This window comes from Nonomuraea sp. ZG12 (assembly GCF_052068115.1).
Classification (GTDB): Bacteria; Actinomycetota; Actinomycetes; order Streptosporangiales; family Streptosporangiaceae; genus Nonomuraea.
The window spans coordinates 1-26050 of sequence record NZ_JBQHCW010000001.1; the positions used below are offsets into that span (position 1 = coordinate 1).

Consider the following 26050-nt stretch of genomic DNA (forward strand, 5'->3'; position numbering starts at 1 on the left):
CATCACTGACCGGCCAGCCCGCAGAGACGTTCTGGCTTGGTCTTCCGATGATCGTCTCGGAGGTCTGAGCTGACATTGCCGCTCTAAACGATCTACCGCGCTACACGGTCCGCACACAAGAGCAACCACCGAGCAATCAACCATGATCAACAACGAGATCCGAGGCCGGCAATAACCGAGAAACCCCAGGTGGAACGCGGTAGTGGAGAGTAGGGCGGGTGGGACTTGAACCCACGACCCACGGATTATGAGAATCCTCGGTTAGTGTCGTCCGCTATCGCAATGTGTTGTTTTGTATTGCTCTTTCCGTGATTTTCTTCACCGCTGTGTCGGTTGCTGTCAGTGCGTGCCGGCCCGTACCGTGCACACGCGAGCAACCACCGAGCAACCATGCGGTCTTTGCCATCGGCATTATGTGTCGAAATGTTCCATATTCTGCGCGGCTGCCCAAGGCTATGGCTTCGTGAGAGGCTTGAGTTTCACGGCAGATCGAACGTGTATGAGCAGCTGTCGAGCAGTCATTGGCTGGCAGTCTGCGTACGCGAGCCAGGATCGCATGCAGCCGATTTCGGCTGTGATACGCGGCTTGCTTGCCTTGTATGGATGGACGAGCGGGTCATCGGCATCCTGTCCTATGAACTTCTGGACCGAGTCCTGATCCTCAATGAACGCCACCTGGCCCGCCTGCTCCATGGATACCTGAGCTATTGCAGTGGGCGCCAGCGCGCCAATCCCGACAGCAATGGCCCCCAGGCGTCGCGCGCCGCCCTTCCGTGACGTGGCCGACCTGAACGACCTGCAATTAATCCGTTAGAACCGATGGTTGCCGGCATGCTCAGTGAGCGCCACCACTCTGCTCAACCGCAGCTCGGGACACGTATCATTATCCCAAGCGGGACACGGTGGCGGCGACGAATCAGAAGTTCAACCTGCGGCTGGTTTCAAGCGGGATTTGGGGTTCCCCATCTATGGCGACAGGGCCCTCATGAGTTGATCTTAAGGGTTCTGATCGTGTATTTGTTCGAGTTTTGGATCAAAGATCGTGGAGCCGTGACCCATTCGCTGGAACTCGACACGTTCAGTTCGAAGGGAACCATGGCCTCGATCACTTTAAACCTGATCACCTAAGCGCAGGTGCTGGTTCGCCAATCGGGCGGAAGTTGTCGTAGCCGGGTCGTACCATCTCGGTTTAGCAGGGCGCGGCTGTCGAAGGAGGCCTATGACGCCGTTTTTAGAGGAGGCGGACGAGTCAGAAAGCGGGCCCGTTGCGGCGGATGTGTTCGCCACCGGCTCCGACGGGCTCAGCGTGCACGAGTCCTCTTTTCCCGCACGTGTGGCGGCATTCCTGAGGTTCAGCCCGGTGATCGAAGCCGCGCAAGCGGCTCACCGCCGGGACTGGCCGGAGGGAATCTATGACATCGTCACTCTGGCCTTAACCGCCATCGATTTAGTCGTGGCGCGACAAGGCTTCGAGTTCGAAGCCACCCGGCAGGACGTGGTAGACGCGCTATCGGTGCTGTCCGGGGTGGCGGCTCCGGAACGCCCGGTCGGCGAGCACATGGACGTCGCGATGTTCGTGGTGGACGCCCTGCTGAACCGGTCGAGCGGCCAAGCTCCCTTCCGATACGTCACCAGCGACTACTCCGATCACGAAGTCGGCCACCGGCAACGCGAGGTCCCCTTCTCCCTGCTGGTCGAGCACGATCATGCGTCGCGCGAGGAGAATGTGCTCCGCGCCACGAAAGACGCTATCAACGCCTTGATCGGCGGTCTCGACTTCGATGTCGAAGACGAGCAGGTCGCCACGGAGCTGGTGCTGGAACGGCAGCTGGCGCGCAACGCCTTCGACGCGGCGTTGAAGTCCGCAGAACGAGCCCGGCTGCTGTCGGTCAGCCTCGTGGAAGGGCTGGACCGGTTGCTGAAGCAAACGCGCCGTGATCTGCGAATCGTGGAGGAGGAATGGGCCGCGACGGTACCGGACAGCCTGGAGGCTGCTCGCACGCACATCAGGGAGCGGCTGAACACCGAACGGCACCTGCTGGGGAAGGTCCGGGATGCGCTGGTGAACGGCGAGGCGAAGCTTCTTACGTCTGCGGTGCGGATCGCTCAGCTGCTGGAGGAATGCCAGCGCCGCCACGAGTCATTGCATCATCGGGTCATCGCGGCCCGAGGGGTGTTCCTGGAGGAGCAGGAACGCCAAGCCTTCCGCCCGCCCGCGTTGGTCAACTTGCCAGATCCGCAGCAGGAGATTCTCCTGCCAGTCCTGGAGCTGGGCAGCGCAGAGGCGGGCAGTCTGACCGAGCGGTTCCTGATCGACATGGCGGGCCCCCGTACCCCGCGACTGCCCCGCCTCTACCGGCTGATCAACGACCTGTGGACGCGCAGCGGCGGTGCCGCCGCAGGTGAGCGGAGCGACGATGCGACCGAGCTCGCCGACCTGCCGGCACCACTCATCCGGGCAGAAGTCGTCGATGTGGCAATCCGCGCCGTGCGGAGCGTCGGCCTGCCCGCCCGGCTGTCCCGGCTGCTGCAGGCCTGCTTGAACGATGCCCAAGCTCCATCTCCTCGTGTCCGCCAGCAGGGTGCGGAGGTCCTGAACCTGGCCGTGTTGTGGGCTTTCTCCCCTGAGGACGCCGACGATGAGGGTGGCCGGATGGCCGATGACCTGATGGCCCGCATCCTGGGAACGCGCACTGCCGTTGACACTGACGGAACCCCGTTGCAACTGCCCGGATGGGACGGTGACGACGTCATCGTCGCACCCGACGCCGATGCCCTCGCCGATGCGAATCCGGTCCCGACCAGCAGGGAGTCAGCATGAGTCTCATCGACACCGATCACACCGATATAGGCATCCTGGTGTCGTTCGCGATTCGGCCGACTCAGCGGCCCGGCCGTAACCCTGACTACCAGCGGGTTCTCAGCCGCTACCGGAGCGAGCTGGAGTTCAAGACCGCCACGAACGCGATTTTGCACGGCTTGGGCGCGCGGGTTCTGTCCGACGGTGACTTCGGGCTCATCCTGGGTATCGAGCCCGAGTCTCCGCTGGCCTTCCGCATCTCCGACCTGCCCTACACGGGAAAGCCGGAGAACAAACTGCTGGCCGGTCTGGTTCTCACCGGCCTGGTCGCGTTCGCCTACCCCAGTACGCAGGAGCTCGACGACGACCGCGTCCGGCGTATCTCAGCCAGGGACCTCGATGCATGGCTGCGGGAGCTGTGCGAGCGATTGCGCTCTCACGACGCCGCCGGCGACGTGATCCCCGAAGAGGGGCTGGACGAGGCCTGGCGGACCTATCTGGCCTTGCCGTCGGTGCATTACGGGGAGGCTGGCCGCGGTTCCGGCAAGCTGACCAGCCGCTGCACCCGCTACTGGGTGCAAACGATCCTGACCTGGCTGACAGGACAGGGCATGGCCCGCGTCGACAGTTCGGCCGAGGACACCTGGACGCTGACGGAACGGTTTCGGGTGCACGCTAAGGAGGTCGCTCTCGAGCGGGCCTACAGTTTCATCGCCGAGCTGCACCGCAGAGAGGAGTCCCGCGGATGACCTATCAGCTCGCCGCGCTGCGGTTTCGGACCGTGGGCGAACGTTCCGCCCGATTCACCGATCTTCCGCTCGACTTCACCGCGCCGGTCGACGGCGCCGCCGTACCTCAGGACTCGGTCGTCTGGCTGCGCAACGGCGGAGGCAAGTCGAGCATCCTGTCCCTGACGTACGCGCTCCTGTTGCCGCATGCCAACGACTTCATGGGCAAGACCGTGCAGCGTAGCCTCACCGACTACGTCGACACAGGCGACACCTCACACGTGATCGCGACATGGCAGCCTCATGACACCAGCCGGACCCTACTGGGCGACCCGGAGGAAATCCTCGTCACCGGTGTGGTCCATGAATGGTCGGACCTGCGCAAGCCTGTGAAGGCCGCCGACTCCAAGGACAAGCTGAGCAGCTACTTCTACGTCTTCCACGCCGTCTCCGGCGTTTTGGAGCCGGACACGTTGCCGTTCTGCGATGATTCCGGACGCCCCAGGCGGCTGACCGGGTTCCTGGAGGAGCTGCGCGGGCTGGCCAAACCACATGCCCGGCACGCGAACCTGGTGGTGACCGACAAGCAGCACGTTTGGACGAAGGCGCTCCTAGACCGGCACTTGGATCCGGAGATCTTCCGTACGCAAAAGCAGATGAACCACGTCGAGGGCGGCGTGGAAGACCTGTTCAAGTTCCCAGCTGCCAAGGACTTCGTGAACTTCCTGCTGGATCTGGCCACCCAGCCGGACACCGCCACCAGCGTCGCGACCCGGCTCGCGAGCGTCACGGCCCTGCTGGCGGCCAAGCCGCAGAAGATGGAGGAGCGCGACTTCTGCAGCGCTGCCGCCGACGATCTGAGCGACGTCGCCGCCAGTTATGAGCATGTGCAAGCCGCTGCGGGCGAACTGACCGCTGTCACCACCGCCGCGGAGGTCCTGGCCGCGTCCTTCGCCGCCGCCTTCGCCGCCGCGGAGGAGCTCCAGGCGAGCCTGAAAACACAACTGACGGTGTTCACAGAAGCCCGCACCGCGGCCAACAACGATCGCTCCACGGCCACTGACCTGGCCTACCTGTACCGGAAGGAAGGCGCCAGGCTGCGTCTGGCCGAGGCCGAAACCCAAGAGCAGGAGGCGGGCCAGAACGTCGACCAAGCGCGAGCTCTGGTGCAGGCCTGGGAGACCACCGTCCAGCTTGCCACGTTCGCCGAACTGGAGTCACGCCTGGCCCAGGCTGAGCTGGTGGCCGCAGCCGAAGAAGCCGAGATCGCCCCACTCCGCGAAGAACACGCTCGGCATGCAGCTCTGCTGCGACACCGTCTGAACGCGCTCGCCGAAGAAGCCGATTTCGCGGCCGAGCTGGCCGACGAGCATGAGGAGACCGCGCGAGAGGCCCTCACGAAACATGCAGAGCGGGAGGAGCGAGCGCGAACCGACAAGACACAGGCGACCACCGAAGAAACCCAGGCTCAGACCCAGCTCGACATTCTCGATCAACGCCGTAGAGACGGCGTCGCCCGCGGTCACCTGCCCAGCCGCAGCATTTCCCTCCAAAGCCACCTGGACATGGTGACCGCCAAGCGCGCCGGATTCGCTCGACAGCTCAAGGAACTGGCGGCACGGTGCGAGGAGCGCCGCGCCCGCCGCACCGAGATCACCGCCCGGGACGCCGCCCTGGCGGGCGAGCACAACTCCGCTGACGCGACGCGCGCTCAGACAGTCCAGAGGCACTCCGATCTGGACGCCACGCGGGCCGAGCTGACCGGTTCCGAACGGCTGCGCGGGCTGGCTGAGACTGCCGTCGACGAGACCATCGACCTGTGGGCCGAGGGCCCGATCCTGCTGCGCCGGTTGAGCGACGCGGTCATCGCGGCGGACGACGAGCGCATTCTGCGCAGAGCCGAACAACACGCAGACAGGCGGAGCATCGAGGCGCAGGAACGCAATCATGTCCTGCCGTCCAGCCTGGATGCCGAACGCATTGAACGCGAGCTCCTCGATGCCGACGTACCTGCCCAGACAGGCTGGGCCCATCTGCGCTCGGTCATGCCCGCTCACCAGCTGATGACTGCTCTGAACCTGCCCGAGATCGCCCGGCTCGGTTGTGGAGTGGTGGTCCCGACCAGCCGGGTCGCCGACGCGATCCGAATCTTGGACTCGCGTGCGGCTGTCACGACCTCGCTCATCGGGGTCTACTCCGCCGAAGCCGCGGACCTCCTGGTTCGGGACGGCGAGGTGCCGACGGACTCCCTGTCCACCGCAGCTTGGACCCGGCTGCAACCGGGCTTGGTCGACCAGGCCGAGGCAGAGGCAGCGGTCCGGCTGCTCAAGGAGCGCGCCCACGCTCATATGCTCAAGGACCAGGATCTGGCCCGGCAGCGCACGGCCGACGACGAGCTGCGTCGTCAGGTCACCCAGTTTCTCGACGACTGTCCTGCCGGACACCTGGCCATCCTGAATGACGAGATCGACCGGCTTGACCGCAAGCTGCAGGCCATCGCCGACGAACAGGAGGCCAACAGCGCAGAACTTCAGGGCCTCGATGACGGCGACCGTCTGGACGACGCCCTTCGTGACATGCTGAACACCGATCTTCGCAAGGCCGACGCTACCATCAACTGGCTGGAAGAATTCGCCCTCGTCTTGGCCGATGCGGACGGCTGGCGCGAGCAGCTGACAGCCGCTCAAGAGCGCGGCGCCGATGCGGACCGTCGCGCCCACCAGCATAATGCCGATGCCCGGCAAGCCCTCCTTGAGACCAAGCAGTGGGAGGTCACCGCCGAAACCGAGCGCGGCAGAGCGGCTGACTACCGGTCACAATGCGACAGCCTCCCCGGCACCACGACTGACCCACCGGACGTGCAGGGGGATCCGGCTACACCTCTGGATACTCTGCGCCGCCGCCAGCAAGACGCACTCAAGGCTCTGGAAAACCGCGCTGCGCAATCGGTGCTGGCCGACCGGGTGCAGAACCTCGCTCAGCAGGTCGCCGACGCCAAGCGCGAACTCATGCAACGGCCTGCCGCCGATCGCGCGGCCGCCGGGCGATTGCTTGCCTCTCCCGAAGGCCAGGAGCCGGACCTCCGATCCGCCGCCCTCGCCCGCGCCCGGCAGGATTCGGAAGCGGCGACCGACGAACGCGGCGCGGCCAGAAATCAGGTGAAACAACGTACTTCCGAACTGGAGGCGATCGAAAAGGTCTATCGGCAGCCTCCACGCCGGACCCTGCTCGTCGTCCCGACCAGTTCCCAGGAAGCCGACTCCCTCGCCGCCGAGCAGGAGCTCAGCAGCCAAGGGGCGCAGGAACGGCTCAGCCAGGCCGAAGGCCTCATCGATGGCGTCGAGCAGCAGACTTCGCAGGCCGAGCACCGCAAGACGCTCCTCGGCACGCTCTTGGAATCACTCCCGGATCCGGGCGAGCAGCTTGCGGAGCCGTTCGCCGAAGACGAGGATTCGGCACGCACTCGATCCCGGCAAGCCAGGGATGCGGTGAGTACGGCGGCCAAGACCCTTACCAGCGCTGAGGCTGGCCTCAACACGTCCGTGGACCGGCTCCGGCGCACTGCCGCTCGCTTCACCGGGATCTCCGGACCAATGAAGGACCGGGTGGCGAACGACCCGCCCGCGCTTCTCGGCCCGCACGCCGACGAGCTGAGCGGCAAACTGCGGCTGCGGGCGCAGACCCTGGTCGACGAGCTCGGTGCCATCGCCCAGGACCAGGCCATCCTCAGCGAGGCGCTCGCGCACCTGGTGAAGGACAGCCTCGACATGCTGGGCAAAGCAGAACGCGCCTCCCACATGAAGACCGGCTCCGGATCGTGGGCCGACAAGAAGGTCCTGCGGATCAGCTTCGACCGGCCCGGTGACGCCGACCTAGTCGTCTACGCGGAGAGGGTCATCGACAGGCTCGTGGAGAAAGGGCTCAAGCCTGAAGGCATGCCGCTGTTGAAGGCCGCCGTTCACGAAGCCGCAGGACCTCGAGGTTTTACCGTCAAGGTCCTCAAACCCACCGACGATACCGTCGGTACCACCGAGGACATCAGCCGCCTCGCCAAGTGGAGCGGCGGCGAGAAGCTGACCGTATGTGTCGCGCTCTACTGCACCCTCGCCGCGCTCCGAGCCGCGCACATCGGCCGCAAGGGACGTTCCGGAGGGGTCTTGCTGCTGGACAATCCCATCGGCCGGGCTTCGTCCGCCTCCTTGATACGGCTGCAGCGCGATGTCGCCGCCTCACACGGCGTCCAGCTCATCTACACCACCGGAGTGAAGGACCCGGCCGCCGTGGTCCAGTTCCCCAACGTCATCCGGCTCGACAACCGAGAAGGACGCACCCACAACCGCCGCTACATCGTCCCCGAAGCCAGTTACGTCACCGGCATCCGTGTCGCACACACCGACCACCCATGGGACAGCGCCGAATGAACCAGCTGATGTCACCGCTCGCCGCCGAGCTCGCCCGGCTCGTCATTCGGTTCCGCGGCAAACGGATCCCCGTGACCGACTTATTCGGTGAGGCCAGCAGGTTCGATCCTGGGTTGGTCGGCGATGCTGAGGGACTGACCAGATTCCGCAGCGCCCTTGGCGAACTTGAGAATGCTGAGAAGATCACGCTGCCGGCGCTGAGATCGGCCACTGGCTGGGATCGTCGTACTGTTCCCGCCATCCCGTTCTGGGTCATGCGCGTTGAACCGCTGACTGTCATGCGCCCGTCTCATTCTCCGCGTGTGTGGCCTCATCTGCTCGAAGCCGCCGGAATCATCGCCACCAGAGCCGACGAACGGAAGATCCTCGATCGGATCGCCACCTGGATTCGTGACGACCCCTTCCCAGAGTTCGTCCCCATCCAGGAACGCTCTCTGGAACTCTTCGACGACGAGAAGGCCATCGATGGTTACCTGAAAACCCGACTCTTCACCTCCGGCGCCCTCACCCTGGAGCTGCTGGCCTGCTTCCCGCCCGCCTTGCCGTTCGTATCGCAGCACGTGCCGGGCGCCGGACTCACCGGACTGCTCGTCCTGGAGAACCGCGCCACCTACACGTCCTTTCTCACCGCCCTGCGTGACCTCGATCCAGCGGCGAGACCCGACCTGCACCTCGCCTGGGGCCATGGCAACGGCTTCGCGCAAAGCGTCCTGAGCATCCCCTTGCTCGAACCGGCTCCCGGCGTCGTGCATTACTTCGGAGATCTCGACCTCGCCGGGCTTCTCACCGCAGCCAACGCCGCCGCGCAAGCTGTCGCCGCAGGACTTCCGACGTTGCGTCCAGCTTCTTCCTGTTACCAGTTTCTCCTGGATGGGCCGTCACGCTGGCGGAGCAACGATGCCAGCAACCAGCGCACCGGCACCGACTACCCCGCGGTCTGCTCTTGGCTGCCTCCAGCGCTACGCCCGCGGGCGGTCGAACTGCTCTCCGCCCGCCTGCGTGTGCCGCAGGAATGGCTCGGTCTCAAGACGCTGCGTCGCCACCCACATTTCTGGGATGGCTTCGCCGTAGGCGAGCGTCTTTGACCTGAGGGGTGCCGCTGAGCTCCCCACCTAGATGATTGATGTCAAGGGGTCCGGCTACGGTTAGTGGTGGTATGCGATCAGGGATCGCTTGATCGGTTGGCCGGTCTTGTCGTTGAGCCAGATCGCGGTGGTCAGTGCGAGGATGCGGGCCAGCACCCGGATGATGACGCCGGCGTGGGTGCGGCCGCCGTGGCGTTCCAGGTCCAGTTGGCCTTTGAAGGTTTGGTTGATCGATTCGATGGTCTGGCGCAGTGGTTTGAACAGCGATGCTCCGGCCCGTTCGGGCTCGCCCTGGCGGGCCGGGCGTAACAGATGCAGTTCACGCTCGGTGAGGTCGCGTTCGAAGGCGCGACCGTAGTACTGCCGATCGGCGATGATCGTCTGGTGCGGGTGGGTGACCAGCACGTCGGGGGCGGCCTCCAGCATGCCGAGCAACACCTCGCGTTCGTCGGCCTTGGCGCCGCTGAGCGCGAACAGCACCGGCAGCCCGCCCAGCGTGCACAGCAGGTGCAGCCGTAACCCCCAGAAATACCGTGAGTGACTGGCGCAGTAGCCGTACTGTGCCCACCCGGCCAGCTCGGAGCGCCGGGCGGTGTCGCGGGAGCGGCCGCATTCGATGGGCGTGGAATCGGCCACCCAGACGTCGTCACTCCACAGCGAGGTGTCGGCGGCCAGCATCCGGATCATGTGAGTGACCAGCCCACAGGCCTTACGCAGCCGCCGGTTGTAGCCCGGCTGGCCCGGCAGATACGGAAACATCCCGCTCAGCTCGGCGCGCGCGTGACGCAGCCACCGGCGTTCGGAGGTGAAGCCCAGCAGCGCCGACAGCACCGCCAGCGTCACCAGTTCAGCGTCACTGAGCGTAGGAGCGATGCCGACCTCCGGCCGCCACGGAGCCAGGTGCGGCTGGGCCTTCACCGCGTCATCGATTCGCACGTACAGTGCGGTTGCGAGGGTGTCTAACTCGTTGGTCACACATCGAGCATCGGCACCCTCGCCCTATCTCCGCAGCTATGCCTCTGCATCAATCATCTAGACGCGCTGGGCTCCGCCCACTACCGGGCAGGCCTTCACACCGAGGCCTTCACCTTCCACCGGGAAGCCTTCAAGCTGTTCGAGGCGTTCGGGGACCGATACGGGCAGATCAAGTCTCTCTGCAAACAGGGCGACGTTCTGCAGGCAGCCGGACGGATCGCCGAAGCCCGCCACGTGTGGCAACAGGCCCTCGATATCGCGATCGAGATCGGCGACGCGGATCCCGGCCACGTCTTCCCCGGACCAATCCGCGACAGGCTGCGCGTACTCGACGACCGGAATTGATCGCCACCTTGCCAGGGTCGTGGAAGACTGGACCGGTGGGTGTGCCCGCGAAAACCGCGCCTGCGGCGTCGTACATGGCCGGCCTGCGCAAGGCACATTCCTTTAGCACCAGCACGTCCCCGAGCAAGTTCGGCAGTGGGTGGTCGCGGTAGATGGCGGCCGTACCCTAAAGCAAGACGCGCCTACTCTCTGTGTGCCGAAAATGCGTCACCGCTCTGACCTGATGCTAGCCCGAGAATGGTCGCTCTAGTTGGAATGGATGCTCAGTGTCACTTGAGCATCCGCTCAATCCTTTTGAGCGACCGCTCATTAGCCAGCCCAGCAGCCCGTTCTCGACAAGTTCCACGGCCTCGGTACGGGCCTGGTCGGCCAGCCGGGCCACCAGCTCCCGATCCAGCTCGTTAGCGGCGCTGTCCTTGGTCTGCTTACGCGCCCCGCCAGCGTCCTCCAAGCCGATCTCCGTCGATGCCTGGATCACAGTACTCATCAGGCGTGCTCTCCCTGGTCAGGAGTTACATCAGTGATCGTACAGACCCTGTGTGGCCGCTGTGTGGGTCTGCGAGCGGGCCGGCATGGGGCCGGTGGCGGGATGGAAAGGCAGCACGAGGTCGAAGAGTAGGTCGAGGTCTGGCAGTTCGGTGCCTGGCGGAACTGTCCAGCCCCACTCGCGCTCGGCGGTGGTCCACACGTCCTGCAGGTCTGGATAGGGACTGGCGAGACCGAGTTCGTCTGGAGACGCCGGCAGCTTCGCTGCAAGTCGTGGTGCCCGGTTCCAGTACACGTCTATCGTGAAAGCGTTGTAGCCGCCTGGGCGTTGGATGGCGACGTACCCCTTGTTCATGACTGGTTGCCAGGCCAATCCGCGTTCTTCGATCCCGCTGGTGAGGGCCTCGAGGAGGCGTCGGCCGACCTCGACCCGTTCGCGTGGAACCCGCAGTTCCTCCATGTATGCCTCCCAGCTCCAGGCGGTGGCCCGAGTGCGGTTACGCTGGCCGTCCTTGGTGTAGTCGTTGGGCCTGACCACGACCTTGAAGTTCGCGGCGGGCGCGGAGTCGCCGATGCGGAGCACCTCGACCTCCACGCCGAAGAACCCAACGCCGGTGACGGTGTTGGCATTGAGCCACTCCAGCGCGGCGGCGTGCTCTTCGGTCACAGCATGGGCGATCCAGATGACGACCTCGGCTTGGGTGCCGGCGCAGTAGGTGAGGAGCTGCCCCAGGTGTCCGTGATCGGTCTGCTCGAGCTGGTTCTCGACCGCGACGACGCGCCCCTGCGCATCTTCCAGTAGAAGATCCAGGGCGTACCGGCCGACGGCGTACTCTCGATGTCGCAGTTCGAGCGCGAGCCCGACCGCCTGGCCGAGGACGTCGAGATTGTCGGCGAGCCAAGGGGTGAAGTCCTTGGCCTCGTTTGGCCAGATCGAACGTAAGGGCACTGATTCGAGCCTGCCGAGGTCCGCCATGCTCTCTCGTGTACCACCTTCGGCCACTGAGTGGAAGGCGAACGGGATAACCGCGGCCTGCGACCCTGCCTTTGCCGCGCTGCGGCTGCTACCGCTGGGGGATAGGGACAAGGACATCGAAATCCTTGCCCTGTGCCATCAGATCACCGTTCTCGAACGGCAGCTCGGCGTCGGTACCAGAGTGAGGTTCGCACCCGAGAATCGGCCTTCCTCGCCGCGCTCCTGACATCGCTGCCTCGCGGGATTCTGCGTCGGCTGCGGCTTCTCGTGCGTCCAGGTACGGTACTGCGCTGGCACCGCGATCTGTTGAAACGGCGCCACGCTCGCTCCTGTCGGCCCACCGTGCGCTCCATCCGCATGCTTGTTCTGCGGCTTGTCCGGGAGGACCCGGCGGACGTCGCAGGCCGGAAGATCCCCATGGACAGCGAGTCCAAGCACGTACTTCACCGGCCGTTCCACCGGCGCGAGTTGCCAGTCGCGCGGTAAATTCGTCCGGCACCGGCACCGGCACTGCCTGGAGTGCGATCACAGGCAGGTGTTCTGGCGTGTCTTCGCATAAATCGGCCCGGCCGGGAAATGTCGGTCCTGCAAGGAAGAATCAAGGGCAGAAGGGAGGACATATGTCTCGCAACCTTCAAGACCCGAATCAGCCCATGCCCTCTCCCAACGGCTGTCGTTGGTGTGGCGTGGAGGCGCGCGAGCACGCCCAGCGGTGGAAGCCCCCCGCAGGGTGGCACGGCTGGACAGAACCTACCGCAGAGCAGCGTAAAGAGCGCATGCTAGCGAGGCGGCGCAGCCGCAGCGCTCCACCCGAGGAGACCGACGCCTGCTTCAGGCCGCTCGTTGCCTGAGCAGGGCGAAAATACGTCTGAGCTGGGCGGGCACCTGCGTCGGTTCAGTTAACGTCGACGCCAGCTGGAACATCATGTCCGGCTTGCCATTGGGGCCGTCCTTGCTCTGACTCTGCAGCATCTGCAGGACTTCAGTGCTGAACTTGCCCTGGTCCCGCAGTGCGCGGAAGTCCTCAGCCAGCCAAGGCAGGTCCTTACCCCAGATGGCATTGGCGACCTCGGCCCACAGTTCGTCGCTGAACACCTCTTCGAACTCATCGGCGCTGTCCGGCTCTCCGAGGAACTGAACGACGGTGTCGTAATCCCGGCCGAACGTGTGCCGCAGGCGCTCGGGCTTGAAGATGCTCTTGGGCAGATTCTTGCTGTCAGCGTCCACCATGAGCACGACCGAACGCCCGTGCTGCACTAGGTACCGGGCCAGGTTCAGAGCACCCTCGTTGTTGTTGCATGCCCATAGAGCGATCCCGGCGGACTGCAGTGACATGCCCTCGGCGAGACGAAACAGCAGCGGAATGGCGCGTTGCTCCGAAGGGCCCTCCACCGCCAGAAAACAGCGCTCGTGAAGCAACACCGAGTTGCGAAGCCCAAGTGAGGAGGCGAGCCCCTGGAGATGCCGGTCAATGGAGTCATGGTCGTCGACGCCGAGTCGCTCCATGACGGTGCGGCCATCCTCCAACTTGAGGTTGACCACGTCGCTGATGTCGACACCGTCGATGAGGTTCATGGAGTGCGTGGCGACGATGACGTTCACGGACGGCACCGAACTCTGCTCCCGGATCAACTGCATGATCTTACGCTGGTGGGCGTAGTCCAGGTGGGTGTCGGGCTCGTCGTACACGATGATCGTTTGGAGCGGCGTGGGTGTTGGGCCTGCACCGCCTTCATCGAGAGCATCCGCACCGACATCATGTTCGGCGGTGAGGAACTCACTCGTCCACTCCCAGATTGCCAGGGATATTCTCCGCCTGCTGCCGAGACCGGAGCGTTCCAGGCCAACATGCTCGCCTGTGGCTCGGGCTATACGCAGCGGCGCCGCTCGCAATCCTTGCGAGAAGGAGATGTCGGGATCTACGAAGACCTCGGACAGGTCTGGGCAGCGGTCTCGAATGTGATCGCACAAGGACTCGGCATCTGCACGTAGCCGCTCTTTGAGGTCGGCTTCGATGGTTCGGAGCTGTCCGTGCAGACTCTCATCCTCCATATGCGTCTGCAGGCAACCGTGAAGAACGGACTTCACTGCTTCGTCGGGCTCAGCGGATTTTCCGCCGAAGGGCAAGACTTTCGGCATGCGGTGCTGGAGTGCGGGGGGTGCTTGTGTCCAGCCTTCCGGCCCGGCGTTTTGCTCGGCGTATTCGCGGACCACGCTTTCAAGGTCGGCCTTCAGTTGCGAAGCGGGAGACAGCCCGAATTCCTTCACCAGAGCCTTGAGATCCGGCACCTTGTAGGGAGACAAATCTCGGAGTCTTTCGTCGAGCGGAACTGGCAGCCAGCACTCCAGGCGTGACGATAGGTCCGCGCCGGCTGATCGGCGAAGGCGTACCTCGGCCGGCAACCGAAAGGATTGCTGCTCCCAGGCGTCGAGGGTGAACAGCCCTTCCACTTCAGTCATCTCGCACCGCGCCGAGGCCAGTCCTGGCACCGCGGACTCTGCGATGTACGTCCGGTCATCGTCCGAAAGCGCGTACCCGCCGGCCAGGTAGGCCACGGCAGCGAGAATCGCGGTCTTACCACCGTCGTTGTGTCCGGCAAGAATGGTTGGCTTGCTGACGGGGATATCCCGTACGTTCAGCAGCGATCGGAAGCCCCGGACAGAGAAGCTGTGAAGGTACACGCGCTGGTTGGCTCCGTTCACTGGGGCAATGGCGAGGTGGCTCTGATCGGACGGCGTCACATTTGGCAGGACGTCACCGGCAGCCGCATAGGACCCTTACGCAACATGGTAGGCCGGAGACAACGGCTCATGTTCCACTTTCCGACATCGCGATCGCACACCTGCATGATGCCTTTGCGGCGGGGCGTCTGACCTCGGATGAACTCGCCCAGCGCCTCGAGAACGCGATGACCTCCCGAACCCAGGCTGACCTCGGCGCCGTCCTTGCAGGGCTCCGCGGAACCTCCCCAGCGCAGGCCACGAAAGGTTCAGGGCGGCTGAAGCCGTTGCTGGCGGGGTGGCTGTCCTGGCGGCAGGCGCATTCCTGCTGGGGCAGGCCAGCGGAAGCGATGTGCCGGAGGCCGCTCCGTCCGCGCCCGTAGTCGTCGAGAAGGCCGCGGGTTCCGAGACCTCCGGCGATACGACAGATGCGCCGGTCGCCGAGGTGCTGTCCCGCAAGAGGGGCCGTACACGATGGCCGTCAGCAAGGTGCTGGAGACCGCCACCGTTGTCTCGTGGGGCGAAACGGAGTCGGCTCAGGGAAGTTCGTGGTGGCGACCGTGACCTTCAAGATCGTGAGCAAGACCCCGCAGAAGTACCACATCCAGGACAGCTCGGCTCACCTGCGCGGGCCTGACGGAACCGAGTATCAGCCCGATAGTTGGACCTCGAGCGGAGCCAACTCCGATCTCGACAACCGGGCCGCGGACGGAATCAATCCCGGGCTGAGTGCGCCGGTCGTCCTGGTATTTGACATTCCCAAGGAAGTGCGTCCGGCAGGTTTGGTTGTCTTCGCCACGGAAGGATCGGCTGGCACCAGCTTCCGCCTCTGACATCACCTCCAAGGTCCCCTCGTTCACGGGCATGCGCTCTTCCACAGCGGCGAACCGTGAACGATCTCATGCACCAGGGCCACGAGGCTGAAGTCAAGCCCATGATGACGCTCAACCTCTGCACCCGCGGCTCTGGCCGGTCGCGTCACCGTTGATGAATACGCCGGTCGTCCCTTCAGCGCCGGACGGGTCAGATCTGAGAGGCGAAACTTCAGGCCTGATGAGTCAGGCAGGGCTGGCAGCGGGGAGCGGTGCTCGACTCGTTCATGGCCAAGGCCACCGTGCCGGACGTATGACTACCGCCAAGGCCCGGTCGCCACACAGCGATGCCCTCGAACTTCCAAGATCTTCCGGAAATCTTGCTGGCGATGTGGGATGCCATGGACAAGCATGATCTGATCGGCGCAGACCTCGTCGGCGATGTCGAGGAGACCCCGTTTGTCGGCATGGGCGGACAAACGCATCATCTCGATCCGCGCTTTGAGAGGGATCTCCTTCGTCTTGCCGCGGTCGTTGATCGTCAGGTGGGAGGCGCCGTCTTCGACGAGCCTGAGAAGCTTGGCACCGCCTGATTCCTCATCCTGGTACCCGGACAGGAACAGGGCGCTGCGGGCCTCGGGGAGGATTCTGGCCGCCCATTCGATGGCAGGGCCTCCCGTCAGCATCCCCGAGGTCGTGATCACCACACCAGAGGTGAACAGGTCCAGGTCCTGGGGCCGTTCGGCTCGGCTGATGTTGCTGCCGAAGATGCGCAGGGGCGAGTGCCGGTCCGCTGTCACGCTCTCGAAGGACGAGGTCAGATCGGCTGCCATGCCGTCGAGAAGCACCGGTACGTGCGGTAGACGCGTCCGCATGATCATGGCGAGCTCCTGAGCGCGTCCCAGTGCGAAGGCCGGGACGAGCACACGCCCTCCGGCCGCGTATACGTCTTCGACGGCACGGACCAGGTCCTTGACGCGGGTTTCCCGGGAGTCATGCTCCTCGGCGCAGCACGTGGTCTCCATGAGGAGGAGGTCTGCCTCCCGTGCGGAGTCCGGAATCGCGTAGCCGTCCACAGTCTCCTGGCGGAAGCCTGAAATGTCGCCGGTGATGACCACGCGTTGGTCACCGGCTCGGACGACGACTCCGGCCGCGCCGAGGATGTGCCCCGCGGGGAACAACTCCACAGTGAGATCGCCGATCGTGCGCGTGACGCCGAAGGGCACCTCTTCGCAGCGCCGCGCGGTCAGCTCGACGGCGTCACGCTGATACAGCGGCTCGCTGTCAGTGCCCCATCGGCGATGGAGACGCTCCCGTTCCCCCATGAGCTTCGCCGAGTCCGCCCACATGCGAGGCATCAGCGCGGTGGTCTCGGGGGTGGCGATGATGCGCAGGTCCGGAAGGTGCGCGGCCAGGGCTGGAACGTACCCGCAGTGGTCGGTGTGAGCGTGCGTGACCACCACGGCCTGGATGGGCTCTGACAAGGCCGCATCGATGTGGCGTGGTGGGCGTGCCGGATCGCCCGGGATCAGTCCGGCGTCCACTAGCAGGCGGGTCTCACCCGCTTCGATCAGGACGCATGAGCCGCCGATCTCGGTGGCGCCTCCTAGCGGGTGCACACGTAGGCGCCGTTCTCGTGAGACGGTCACCCGGGGACTTTCCTGTTGGGATCGCGGCGGCGAAATGATCGCCTGAAGGGCGGCGACGAGGGAGTCCGGTGCGATCCCCGCGGCCTCGGCCGCCACTACGACAGGAGGCGGCACCTGATCATCGCGGCGCTCGTTGCGCGGGTCGCGCGTCTCAGGGCTCTCATGGGTGAGGTCAGGAGAACACTGGAGGACGGCGAGCAGGTTGGAGGCCAAGACACGTGGGTCGTGTAGTCGGCGTTGGAGCGCCGAGACATGCGTATCCAGCTCTTCCGCACGTTTCTCCGCGTCGGCGAGTGCGTTGGCGGAGCTCTGCAGCGCCTTTACGGCATGCTCGTGGCGGCCCCTCTCCGTCTCCAGCCTGCTCCTCAATCCGCTGACCTTGGTTTGGTGGCGGGAGCGCAGAGTCTCGCGGATTGTTTCCGCCTTGGCGAGTTGTTCGAGCAGTCGCACGCCGGCGCGGACGACGTCATCGTCCGCGGACAGGACCAGAGTGGAGAACGCCTGGAGTTCAGACTGGTCACGCCGGATCTCCAGCCCATCGCGGGTCTTGTTCCGAAGCCCACGTACCTTGATCAGTGCGTCGATGATGACTTGCCGCCGTTCGGCGGCGAACTGTTCCACGTCATGCTCCTGCCCGGCCATGCCAGGCCGGGACAGGAGCACGCGCGCCGCTGCTTGGAGAATCGGCAGGAGCGGATCGGAGGTCACTTGGGGAGCCCCATCCGCTGAGTGGCCCTCGCGAGAACGGGCTCCAGCTTGAGCATTCCGTCGTCCTGAGGGACGAGCGCACCGAGGATTCGCAACACCTCGACCAGGTCCGCGGTGGAGATGTAGCCCTCCTCCTGTAGACCCGCCTCTGCCAGCGGATGCCCGTCGTCCCCCGAGGCCAGGAAGCCGGCAAGTGTCTCGGGCGTGTCGGCGATGTCGGAGACCTCTACCAGCATGCGCCAGGCCGAGCTGATCGCCATGCTCGACAGGACCCCAGTCGATTGGACGAACCGCTTCGGTTCCCGTTCCAGATAGGCCTGGCAGAACTCCAGAGCATGTTCGCGGTCGGTGTCGCCATCAGCGAGAGTGTTGATGACCTTGCTGATCAGCAGCGGCCATCCACCGGTGGTCCGGAGCAGCGCGGCACGGCTCGGGTCCTCCTGGAATCCGAGTCCGACCTCGTACATCCATTGCCGGATGGCGGGGCGGTTGAACCGCTGCAGCTCGATGAGTTCGGCCGCACCCGTCAGTGCTGTGGCCTCGTTGTCTCCAGTCGACGCCCCGCGGCTGGTTGAAAGCCACATGGAGGCGTGTTCAGGTGGTGCGATGAGTGCGATGGAGATCGTGCCCTGAGCCGGTGTGGAGAGCGCGTCGGCCGCAGCGCGATACATCGTGGTCGCCTTCTTGTGCGGCTCCCCAGTGAGGTCGACGATCACCACATCGTGATCCGAGCCTTGCGCGGCACGCTGCAGCGCTCCCTTGAACGTGAGACCGCCCGGCTCCACTCGCCACGTCTGGGCCTGCTTGTGCCGTGATGCCGCCTCTTCGAGAGCGGTGGCGACCCGGTCGATCTGCAGCGCCGGGGAACCGGCAATGAGATGCAGGACATTGCGCGGACTGAGCAACCGAGTGACCTGGCTGCCGGTCAGCGGGGAGCACTCGCCGTTGTCCTTGTAGGCGTCGCGGTACGACTGCGCGTCGAAGGAGTCGGGGCGCTCGAAGGTCTCGGCCTGCTCCAGCACGGCCTCGACCTCGTCGGCGCCGCCGAGCAGGTTGAGAATGTGCGGGGTACGCAGCCGGTAGCTCTCACCGTCAGCGGCCAGCACGCCCAGATTGACGCATTCCTCGAGCAGACCGCGGAAGCCGTCGTTAGTCGAATCCCGGAACCCTTGCGGCCACCACTCCTGGCATTCGGACCGCAGTTCGCCGGCCGTCAGAGTGACGTCGGTTCCCTCATTGAGGGCGCGGAACGCCACGGTATAGGCGATGACCTTGTATCGCTTGTCCAGATTCAATGTCCACTCGAAGCGATCGCGGAAACCCCGAGCGAGTTTGCTGTCCCGCCACACCTTGTCCACGTCTTCGCGGGTGATCTCGTACGGCACCGCCGCGTGGGTGGAGGAAGTCCGGCGCAGCCTCGTCAACAGAGCGTCCGCGAACAGCTGGATCAGGGCTGGGGCGTTGTTCGCCTCGGCGATGACTCGTGCCGCCAGCCGTGGAGCGAAGCGGAACCCCAACGCCTGGAGCGGCTTGGTCAGCAGGCTGTAGGCGTCCTGCGGCTCGAGCGGCCCGACCGCGATGGGAGTGCCCAAGTGAGTGATCGGCTGGTTGGAATGGCTCTTGAATCGAGCTGTCTGGTGCAGTCCCGCGAAGACGACCTTGACCCGATAGTCCGTGTCAGACATGAGGTTGCGCAAGGCGATGACGTTGCTGAAGGCAGCGTCCCTGGCGTCGGTGTTGAGAAACTCGTCGGCCTCATCCAGCAGGATCAGCAACTGCCTGGCGGGGTCGGCGCCGATCCACTCTTTCACCTCGTCGCAGATGTCTTTCGGGTCGGTCAGGTTGTCCGCCGTGCCGGGGAGTACCTGCGCCTCGGCGAGCTTTCCTGTGAGCATCGGCCACAATGCCTTGACGGGGGTGATTCTGCCGATGTTCTGGATGATCTCGGAGATGACCTTCCGGTTCTCGTCGGTTTTGCGAACGTTCCGTTCGGCCTTGCGAAGCAAGGCCGATTTGCCGAGCTGGCGCCCTCCGTAGACGAACGACGAACCGGTCCTGCTGGTGACTTCGTGCAGCTGGTCCAGACGACCGTAGAACATCTCCTCGGGAACGTCGCCGGTAGGCGCGTAGGGGTTGGTGGAGGTGAACGGGGCCAGCAGGCTCACGGTCGAGGACCAGTTGGCCTCGGGCAGGCAGGCGAGGTAGCTGATCGCGGTGTCGTCGAGCACCGCCGCGACCGGCGCCGGCCGGCGGCGACTCGCTGCGGCGAGCTGGCGACGCTGCTCGGTCGTGAGGATGCCGAAGTAGAAGACCAACACGGTCTGATCTTCCGGCTGATCCTTGAGCCATTCGATCACCTGCTGAGGCCCCGGCGACTTCCACACCAGCAGCAGGCGGAGCCGGTCGGCTGAGGGGCTCATCCGGGACCCGAAGGAGGGCAGGAGTGGGTCACCGATCGTTCGGACCCGGTTCAACGTGATCCAGATCCGGTTCTGCTCCTCACGGGACGCCTCCTGATCGCCTTCGAGGCCGATCATCTGCAGCACTCCCGTAACGGTGCTTCTGAAGTTGCCGACGGACTTCGGCCCCTGGGCCATGTGCTGCCAGAAACGCAGCCCGTTCTCGGAGACTCCGCGGCGGCCTCTGGGGATGGCGGAGATGGACAGTCCGCTGTGGAGCAGGAGGTTGCTCAGGGCGGAATCACCGATCTCGTTGCCGCTGTGGAGCGCGTCCTTGAGTTTCTGCAGCCACTCCGCTCCTTCACGGGCCTTCTGCCTGCCCGGCAATCTGGCGGACATGGCCTCGAATGCCTGAGGAAAGTGTGGAAAGTACTGTTCCAAGTGATCGACCGCGTCGGAGATCTCCGGAAGCTGGTTGCCGGCCTTGGCCTGCGCGGTGAACTCGCGGGCGGTGGTCAGGTCTCCGCTCTCGATGTAAGCCCGGATCCGTTCCCGGACTGTGGCAACATCAGTGTTCTCGGCGCTAAGACTGTCCAGGGCGGCGAGCTCGGTGGCCATCTGCTCCTGGCGGATCCCGGCTGCCTCCTGCGCGACCACGCTGAGAGCTTCGGAGACGGCGTCGAAGTCGTCCCGGTCATCGTTGCCGAGCGCCTGCAACATCGCGACGAACCGGGTGGCGATCGTCTCGGGGAGCACACCGTCCCGCCGCCATTCGGCGATTCGGTCCTGGATGTCCTCGATCCGGTCGTCACGGTCGCGCCGGGCCGCATCGACGAGCTTCTCCCTGCGTCCGCGAAGCTCGGTGGCCAGTGCCGGATCCTCGTACCCGAGCACCGACAGCAGAGCCCGGGTGCCGGCATGGTCACCGCGAGCGGCTCGGGCTTCGAAGGCGGCACGCCAGTCCCGGTCGCCCGCCGCGCAGGCGGTCAGCAGGTCAGCCAGCTCCGGCTCATCCAGCGGCGAAACAGAGTCCCCGTCGAATCGGATTGCGGGTGAAAGGAGAAGGTCTGCATGGAGAACCTGCGCGGCAGACGGTTCTGGCTGCTCGAGCGTGCCGCCGTCCAGCAGTCGCAGGGTGTCGCCGACGAGCAGTGAGGCGCCGACCGCCGCCGCGGCGATGAGCGGGTCAGCCGACCCTGCCAGACTTGCGAGCTCTTCCTGGGCCATCGGCCGGTTGCGGTTGACGATCGTGCGTAGCTTGTCGAGCGGTTTCACGACCCAGGAGACACCGGTGTCGTCCGTCCGCAGCGACTCCACTTCACGTACCGCCGTCACCCAGTCCGCCACGAGGTCCAGCGCTCTGTCGATCTTCTCGACGAGCTTTGCCCTCGCGCTGGAGTGGATATGGTTGCCCCCCTTTCGGGAGGACCTGGTCTTGGTAGACTCGTCGATCATCCGATCGATGGCGCCTCCGGCTCGGAGGGCGTCGAGCTCCTGAGTCACCTCACGCACTCGGAAGGCGTCATCCTGAGCGGCGATGGACAGCAGCCTGCCCACGCTCTTGTCGTCCAGCAGCAGGAACTTCCACACCTCAGTGGCCAGAGCGAACTTGATCTTCTGGGACGGGCCGTCCTCCAGGAATCTGGCGGCGGCCGCGGCGGCCCTGTTTCGATCGGCTTCCGCCTGCGAGGCGTTGTGCATCCGACCGGACAAGCCCGGCACCAGATAGGCGCCGGCCCGGGCCATCTCGCTGAAAGCCTCGCCGTATGCGGCCAGCCCAGGGTAGGGAGACAGAATCGATGAGTGCTCATCCAGCAGATCGGCGGCTTCCGCTGTCGGGTGGATGAGACCGGTACGCAGCGCAGCCGCCCACGCCAGCAACTGACCAGGCGTGTCATCTCCGAGAGCCTTCATCGACACTCCGCGAGCGCATTCGGTGAAGGCGGCCGACAGCCGGCCGGCGAACTCGCTCATGTCGGCCGCTATCGCGGCACATCGCCGGGCGTTCGCCTCGGCGGATGGCCTGCCCGCGGCGTCACGCAACCAGGCCGCCAACCCGAACCGCCTGGAACGGAGCATCAGCGCCTCGGCTTCGGCTACGTCACCCGCAATGCTCGGGCTGCTGGCAGCCGGAGCAGGAGAGGACGTCTGAGGTGGTTCGGCCGACGGCCGCTCGGGTTCCGCTGGCAAAGCCGAGGCTGGAGGCTGCTCCTGCTTCCGCGAAACGGCGGCGCGTGTCTTCGACGGTCGTGCGGGCTTTGACACCTCCAGCTGCGCTCTATTGCCGGCGATGAAGGCGTCCAGATCCGCCAGTTCGTTCTCCCCGGTCGGCTCCGCCTCCAAAGCGGTTGGTGCCGACGGCTCCTGCGGCTCGTCGGCAGTTCCACTTACGCCGCCGGCTCCTTCGTCTGAGGGGGATGCAACGTCCCGATCAGCTATGACCGGGACGGAGGGAATGACCAGCATGCCTCTACTGGCGGCTGTCGCCAGTGGCACCCAGTGGCCGGGCGCCTCCTCCCGGAATCGCTCCTGGAGCGCAACCACCTGCATGATGGCCTCGTCATCGTCGGCAAGACGGATGAGCTCGGCGAGGATCTCCAGGGCGGGCAATTCGACGGCAGTTGCTTCACGAACTTCCTGAAGCAACCCTTCCAATTGAGGCGGGCCGCTGACCTGGGCGAGCGCGAGAATCGCGTGGCGCGTAGCGCCAGTGGACTCGAGAGCGTTGAGCGCTTCAGCGAGGGCGTCATTGGTGAGGGCGGCGATGGGGGCACCTTGCGCGGATTCCAGCATGTCGCGAAGACCGTCGAAATCCTGAACACCGCGAGCGATCACGTCGGCGTCCTGGTCTGACGGACGCGCACCGTCAGCGAACGCCACTCGTGCCCGTTCGGCGGCGTCGGCCGCCATCAGGAACATCTCACGTAGGAGGTCCAACTCCGCTCGCAGAGCATCGGTTGAGGACGGAGCGCTTACCTGGCTCGGCTCATGAGGGGTCATCTCACTCCGTTCCTGCGCGCTGCCCTCGTCCTCGACCGGCGCGACCTCTGCGATCGGTGCTGATGGAGAGGGAAGGGACAGCGCGACGTCTCTGAGTTGGTGGAACGAGATCGGCTGTTCGGGAAGTACGGGATAGAGAGCACGAAGCTCGGTCCAGGCTGAACCGACTGCGCCGGCAGCGGCTGGCGCCATGCGCTGGCTGGAATGGGTGAGAAACGCGAGCGCGATGGGAGACAGCGCCACGTCAAGCCGGTAGATCTCCGCGAGAACAAGGTCGGTCACGGAAGCACCCAAAGCTCTGGTGTTCGCCAGCATCTCGACGAGCGCGTGTGCCTTGGAGAGCGGAGCCGCAGCAGAGACAGGGCGTAGCAGATCCACGCACTCGCCCTGGGAGAGCTCATCGTGATTCTCGAACCCCGAGATGAAAGGCCTGCTCAGATTACGGATCAGTGATGAGCGTCGGCGTCTGTCGTTGCCATGCAGCGTCCGGGCGAGGCTGACGCCCACCAGCTTGGTGATCGATCGCATGTCGCGAAGCCCGACATGGCTCAGAATGTTCTTGCGGAGCGGCGCCGGGTAGGCGCGGATCGCGAGAAGATCATCTTCTGTTACCCTGGCCGCCGTGTCCGCCACGATCAAGTCGGCCTGTCTAAAGGCCGCAGTGGCGCTGACGCTGCCCAGAGGTCTTGAGTGCGATCCATGCGAGCCCTTGGCGCTGGAGCTTTGCTGCAATTGTCGCCGCCCTTCTGCGTATGCCCTCGACCGTAAAGGCGGTGGGTCACGGGTTGGCTACTGCTTCGTTCGCGTCATGACGATGACCGAGCCGACTTCGACCGTGGCGCCGACGCGGTGTGACTGCTTAGTGACGCTTCAGTTCTCCCGCGGGAGTACAGGCGAGTAGTCGGCTCTGGGAGGGGAGCTCGATGTCTTGTACGGGTCCCATCCGGGAGAGGAATTGGGGTGAATGCTACCGACCGCCATCATGTTGCGCAACGAGCTCACGGGGAAATTTCCGTGAATCCAATACACTTACTTCTGTGAGATGATCCCTCTAAAGTGACGAATCTTCCGGAGGACGTGTGCTGGCGCTGCTGACGAGCGATCCGCGTGAGATCGGCACTTACCGATTGGTGGGCCGGCTCGGTTCCGGCGGCATGGGCGTGGTTTACGCGGGCGTGGACGCCGCCGGCCGGCGGGTGGCTGTCAAGCTGGTGCACGAAGTTCTGTCGGTGGATGTGGAGTTCCGGCGCCGGTTCAGCCGGGAGATCTCGGTGGTCGGCGAAATCGAGGGGGCCTGCATAGCGCGGATCCTCTCCTGCGACTCGGGCACCGAGCGGCCGTGGCTGGCGAGTGAGTACATCGCCGGTCCCACGCTGGAGCAGCACGCGCAGGCCGAGGGCCCGCTGTCCGAGAGCGCGTTATACGGCCTGGCCGCCGGGCTGGCCGAAGCTCTTGTGGCCATGCACGCGGCTCAGGTCGTCCACCGCGACCTGAAGCCGTCGAACGTGATCCTTTCGCTCGATGGCCCTCGGCTGATCGACTTCGGCATCGCCAAGGTGCTGGACGGCACGTCGATGACGCGCACCGGCCAGCTCGTCGGCTCGCCCGGCTGGATCAGTCCGGAGGAGTATGGCGACGGCCCGTCGGACACCCCGGCCGACGTGTACGGCTGGGCGATGCTGGTGCTCTTCGCCGCCACGGCCGAGCATCCGTACGGCACCGGCCGTCCGGAGGTGCTGGCCTACCGAGTGCGTGCGGAGATGCCGGAAACCGGCGCCGTTCCAGAAGGGCTGCGTGAGCTCGTACGCCGGGCCCTGTCCAAGGATCCGGCCGACAGGCCCCTCGCCGACGAGCTGCTGACGGGGGTGCTCGGGGCCTGGCCCGGCCAGCCGGAGGAGGCGGAGCCGGTCGCGGACGCCACCGCACTGATCCAGCGCACCTGGGTGATGCAGCCGCACGAGACCCCCGACTGGTCCGAGGCGGCTCTTGCGGGGGTGACCGGCACCTGGACGTCCCCCTCGCCGGCCGTGGCCAGACGCCCGGCCTGGGTGCTCGCTTACGTTGCCACCGCCGTGGCCGTGACCCTGATCGCGGTGACCGCGATTGTCTCGTTCGCCCCCGGCTCCGCCACGGAAACCGTGATCCAGGCGAAGGTCCAGCCGCCGCCCCCGACCGTGACACGTACCGGGACGCCCACCGTGTTTCCCACAGCGACGGTATCTGCGGCGCCGTCGAAGAAGCCCCGGTCCAAGGGCAAGGTCGTATCGTTCAAGGGGATCAAGATGACGCTGCCCAAGGGGTGGCGCATGATCAAGGCGCGCAAGGATCTGGTCTGCCTCGAATCTCCTCGCTCGCGGGGGTCGAGCGGCCCCTGGGACTTCGACTGCCGGCCCGATGCCATGGCGGTCAAAACCGGCTCCGGCGACAAGGTTTGGCCAGGCGGCTCCATCGAGGACACGCAGTGGGGGTGGTCCATCAACGACCCGATGCCCTGCCTGCGAGACGGCCGGACCTGGCGCGACCCGGAGGGCACCTATGACATCTACACGGGAGAGTACGGCCTCTACGAGAGGGCGGACAACGATGGTGCCAAGCTCGACTACTCCGGACTGGTCGAGCTGGCCGACGGCAGAAGGGCGTTCTACCGGAAGTGGGATATTCCGTGCTGGAACCACGGGTCCTACATCATGAAGATCTGGCACCTGCCGCAGTCCAAGGTCTCCTTCTTCGTCCTCGGCGCGCACGATGCTGACGCCAAGGGCTTCCACCAGATCATCGCCTCCACCGACCTCACCGGCTACAAGCACGCCGTCCCAGCGTGAATGAGATGCATGTTAATCCGATACACAGGTGGTCCTTGTCGTCCGTGTCCGCTACTGTGTGGTGCCAGGCGCTGCTGGACATCCGACTGAGCACCGCCGCATACCCTGAGGCTCTTTGTGGTG

General features: G+C 65.2%; 15 protein-coding genes. 9 read left to right on the forward strand and 6 right to left on the reverse strand.

All coding sequences use genetic code 11. The features are described from left to right. The first annotated feature begins 603 nt into the window (after window positions 1-603). The 5 genes from ACTMTF_RS00005 to ACTMTF_RS00025 all read left to right on the forward strand — a co-directional run bounded on the left by ACTMTF_RS00005 (window position 604) and on the right by ACTMTF_RS00025 (window position 9034). Window positions 604-777, forward strand: coding sequence for a hypothetical protein (locus tag ACTMTF_RS00005; protein WP_441108620.1), 174 nt, complete (start codon window positions 604-606; stop codon window positions 775-777). 442 nt (window positions 778-1219) lie between these two features. Next, entirely contained in the window at window positions 1220-2821 is a 1602-nt protein-coding gene (locus ACTMTF_RS00010) for a hypothetical protein (protein ID WP_441108621.1), read from the forward strand. Continuing rightward, on the forward strand, window positions 2818-3549 hold the full coding sequence (locus ACTMTF_RS00015) for a hypothetical protein (protein WP_441108622.1): 732 nt from the start codon (window positions 2818-2820) through the stop codon (window positions 3547-3549). The genes ACTMTF_RS00010 and ACTMTF_RS00015 overlap by 4 nt, the downstream gene beginning before the upstream one ends. Next, a complete protein-coding gene (locus ACTMTF_RS00020; RefSeq protein ID WP_441108623.1) occupies window positions 3546-7949 on the forward strand; it encodes a hypothetical protein in 4404 nt (1467 codons plus the stop codon). Before ACTMTF_RS00015 ends, ACTMTF_RS00020 begins: the two co-directional genes overlap by 4 nt. Beyond that, on the forward strand, window positions 7946-9034 hold the full coding sequence (locus tag ACTMTF_RS00025; RefSeq protein ID WP_441108624.1) for a hypothetical protein: 1089 nt from the start codon (window positions 7946-7948) through the stop codon (window positions 9032-9034). The genes ACTMTF_RS00020 and ACTMTF_RS00025 overlap by 4 nt, the downstream gene beginning before the upstream one ends. Before the next feature lie 60 nt (window positions 9035-9094). Here the strand turns inward: ACTMTF_RS00025 and ACTMTF_RS00030 are convergent, their stop codons facing one another. Then, the gene (locus ACTMTF_RS00030) at window positions 9095-10009 is read right to left on the reverse strand and encodes an IS982 family transposase (RefSeq protein ID WP_441108625.1); all 915 of its coding nucleotides are present in this window, start codon (window positions 10007-10009) and stop codon (window positions 9095-9097) included. 66 nt (window positions 10010-10075) lie between these two features. Here ACTMTF_RS00030 and ACTMTF_RS00035 point away from each other — a divergent pair, with 66 nt between their 5' ends. Continuing rightward, window positions 10076-10354 carry a tetratricopeptide repeat protein gene (locus ACTMTF_RS00035; protein ID WP_441109804.1) on the forward strand — a complete coding sequence of 93 codons (279 nt, stop codon included), beginning with the start codon at window positions 10076-10078 and terminating at the stop codon, window positions 10352-10354. Between the two features lie 226 nt (window positions 10355-10580). Here ACTMTF_RS00035 and ACTMTF_RS00040 read toward each other — a convergent pair whose 3' ends face one another. From ACTMTF_RS00040 to ACTMTF_RS00050, 3 genes are all read right to left on the reverse strand, one after another. Then, window positions 10581-10841 carry a hypothetical protein gene (locus ACTMTF_RS00040; protein ID WP_441108626.1) on the reverse strand — a complete coding sequence of 87 codons (261 nt, stop codon included), beginning with the start codon at window positions 10839-10841 and terminating at the stop codon, window positions 10581-10583. A 30-nt stretch (window positions 10842-10871) separates the two neighbouring features. After that, on the reverse strand, window positions 10872-11816 hold the full coding sequence (locus ACTMTF_RS00045; protein WP_441108627.1) for a hypothetical protein: 945 nt from the start codon (window positions 11814-11816) through the stop codon (window positions 10872-10874). An 831-nt stretch (window positions 11817-12647) separates the two neighbouring features. Beyond that, window positions 12648-14558 carry an ATP-dependent nuclease gene (locus tag ACTMTF_RS00050; protein ID WP_441108628.1) on the reverse strand — a complete coding sequence of 637 codons (1911 nt, stop codon included), beginning with the start codon at window positions 14556-14558 and terminating at the stop codon, window positions 12648-12650. A gap of 2 nt (window positions 14559-14560) precedes the next feature. Between ACTMTF_RS00050 and ACTMTF_RS00055 the strand changes: the two genes are divergently transcribed. Further along, entirely contained in the window at window positions 14561-14920 is a 360-nt protein-coding gene (locus ACTMTF_RS00055) for a DUF1707 domain-containing protein (RefSeq protein ID WP_441108629.1), read from the forward strand. 45 nt (window positions 14921-14965) lie between these two features. Beyond that, window positions 14966-15370 (forward strand): DUF4352 domain-containing protein, encoded by a 405-nt coding sequence (locus ACTMTF_RS00060; RefSeq protein WP_441108630.1) that lies wholly within the window; start codon window positions 14966-14968, stop codon window positions 15368-15370. Between the two features lie 296 nt (window positions 15371-15666). Here the strand turns inward: ACTMTF_RS00060 and ACTMTF_RS00065 are convergent, their stop codons facing one another. Beyond that, a complete protein-coding gene (locus ACTMTF_RS00065; protein WP_441108631.1) occupies window positions 15667-17706 on the reverse strand; it encodes an MBL fold metallo-hydrolase in 2040 nt (679 codons plus the stop codon). Continuing rightward, complete coding sequence (locus ACTMTF_RS00070; protein WP_441109805.1) at window positions 17703-23738, reverse strand: nSTAND1 domain-containing NTPase; 6036 nt, start codon at window positions 23736-23738, stop codon at window positions 17703-17705. The genes ACTMTF_RS00065 and ACTMTF_RS00070 overlap by 4 nt, the downstream gene beginning before the upstream one ends. A 446-nt stretch (window positions 23739-24184) precedes the next feature. Between ACTMTF_RS00070 and ACTMTF_RS00075 the strand changes: the two genes are divergently transcribed. Continuing rightward, window positions 24185-25927, forward strand: coding sequence for a serine/threonine protein kinase (locus ACTMTF_RS00075; protein ID WP_441108632.1), 1743 nt, complete (start codon window positions 24185-24187; stop codon window positions 25925-25927). The last annotated feature ends 123 nt before the right edge of the window (window positions 25928-26050 follow it).

Bases quoted from the DNA above. Each gene is read 5' to 3' on its own strand.
- ACTMTF_RS00005 (WP_441108620.1), top strand. From the start codon at position 604: ATGGACGAGCGGGTCATCGGCATCCTGTCCTATGAACTTCTGGACCGA.
- ACTMTF_RS00010 (WP_441108621.1), top strand. From the start codon at position 1,220: ATGACGCCGTTTTTAGAGGAGGCGGACGAGTCAGAAAGCGGGCCCGTT.
- ACTMTF_RS00015 (WP_441108622.1), top strand. From the start codon at position 2,818: ATGAGTCTCATCGACACCGATCACACCGATATAGGCATCCTGGTGTCG.
- ACTMTF_RS00020 (WP_441108623.1), top strand. From the start codon at position 3,546: ATGACCTATCAGCTCGCCGCGCTGCGGTTTCGGACCGTGGGCGAACGT.
- ACTMTF_RS00025 (WP_441108624.1), top strand. From the start codon at position 7,946: ATGAACCAGCTGATGTCACCGCTCGCCGCCGAGCTCGCCCGGCTCGTC.
- ACTMTF_RS00040 (WP_441108626.1), bottom strand. From the start codon at position 10,841: ATGAGTACTGTGATCCAGGCATCGACGGAGATCGGCTTGGAGGACGCT.
- ACTMTF_RS00045 (WP_441108627.1), bottom strand. From the start codon at position 11,816: ATGGCGGACCTCGGCAGGCTCGAATCAGTGCCCTTACGTTCGATCTGG.
- ACTMTF_RS00060 (WP_441108630.1), top strand. From the start codon at position 14,966: ATGCGCCGGTCGCCGAGGTGCTGTCCCGCAAGAGGGGCCGTACACGAT.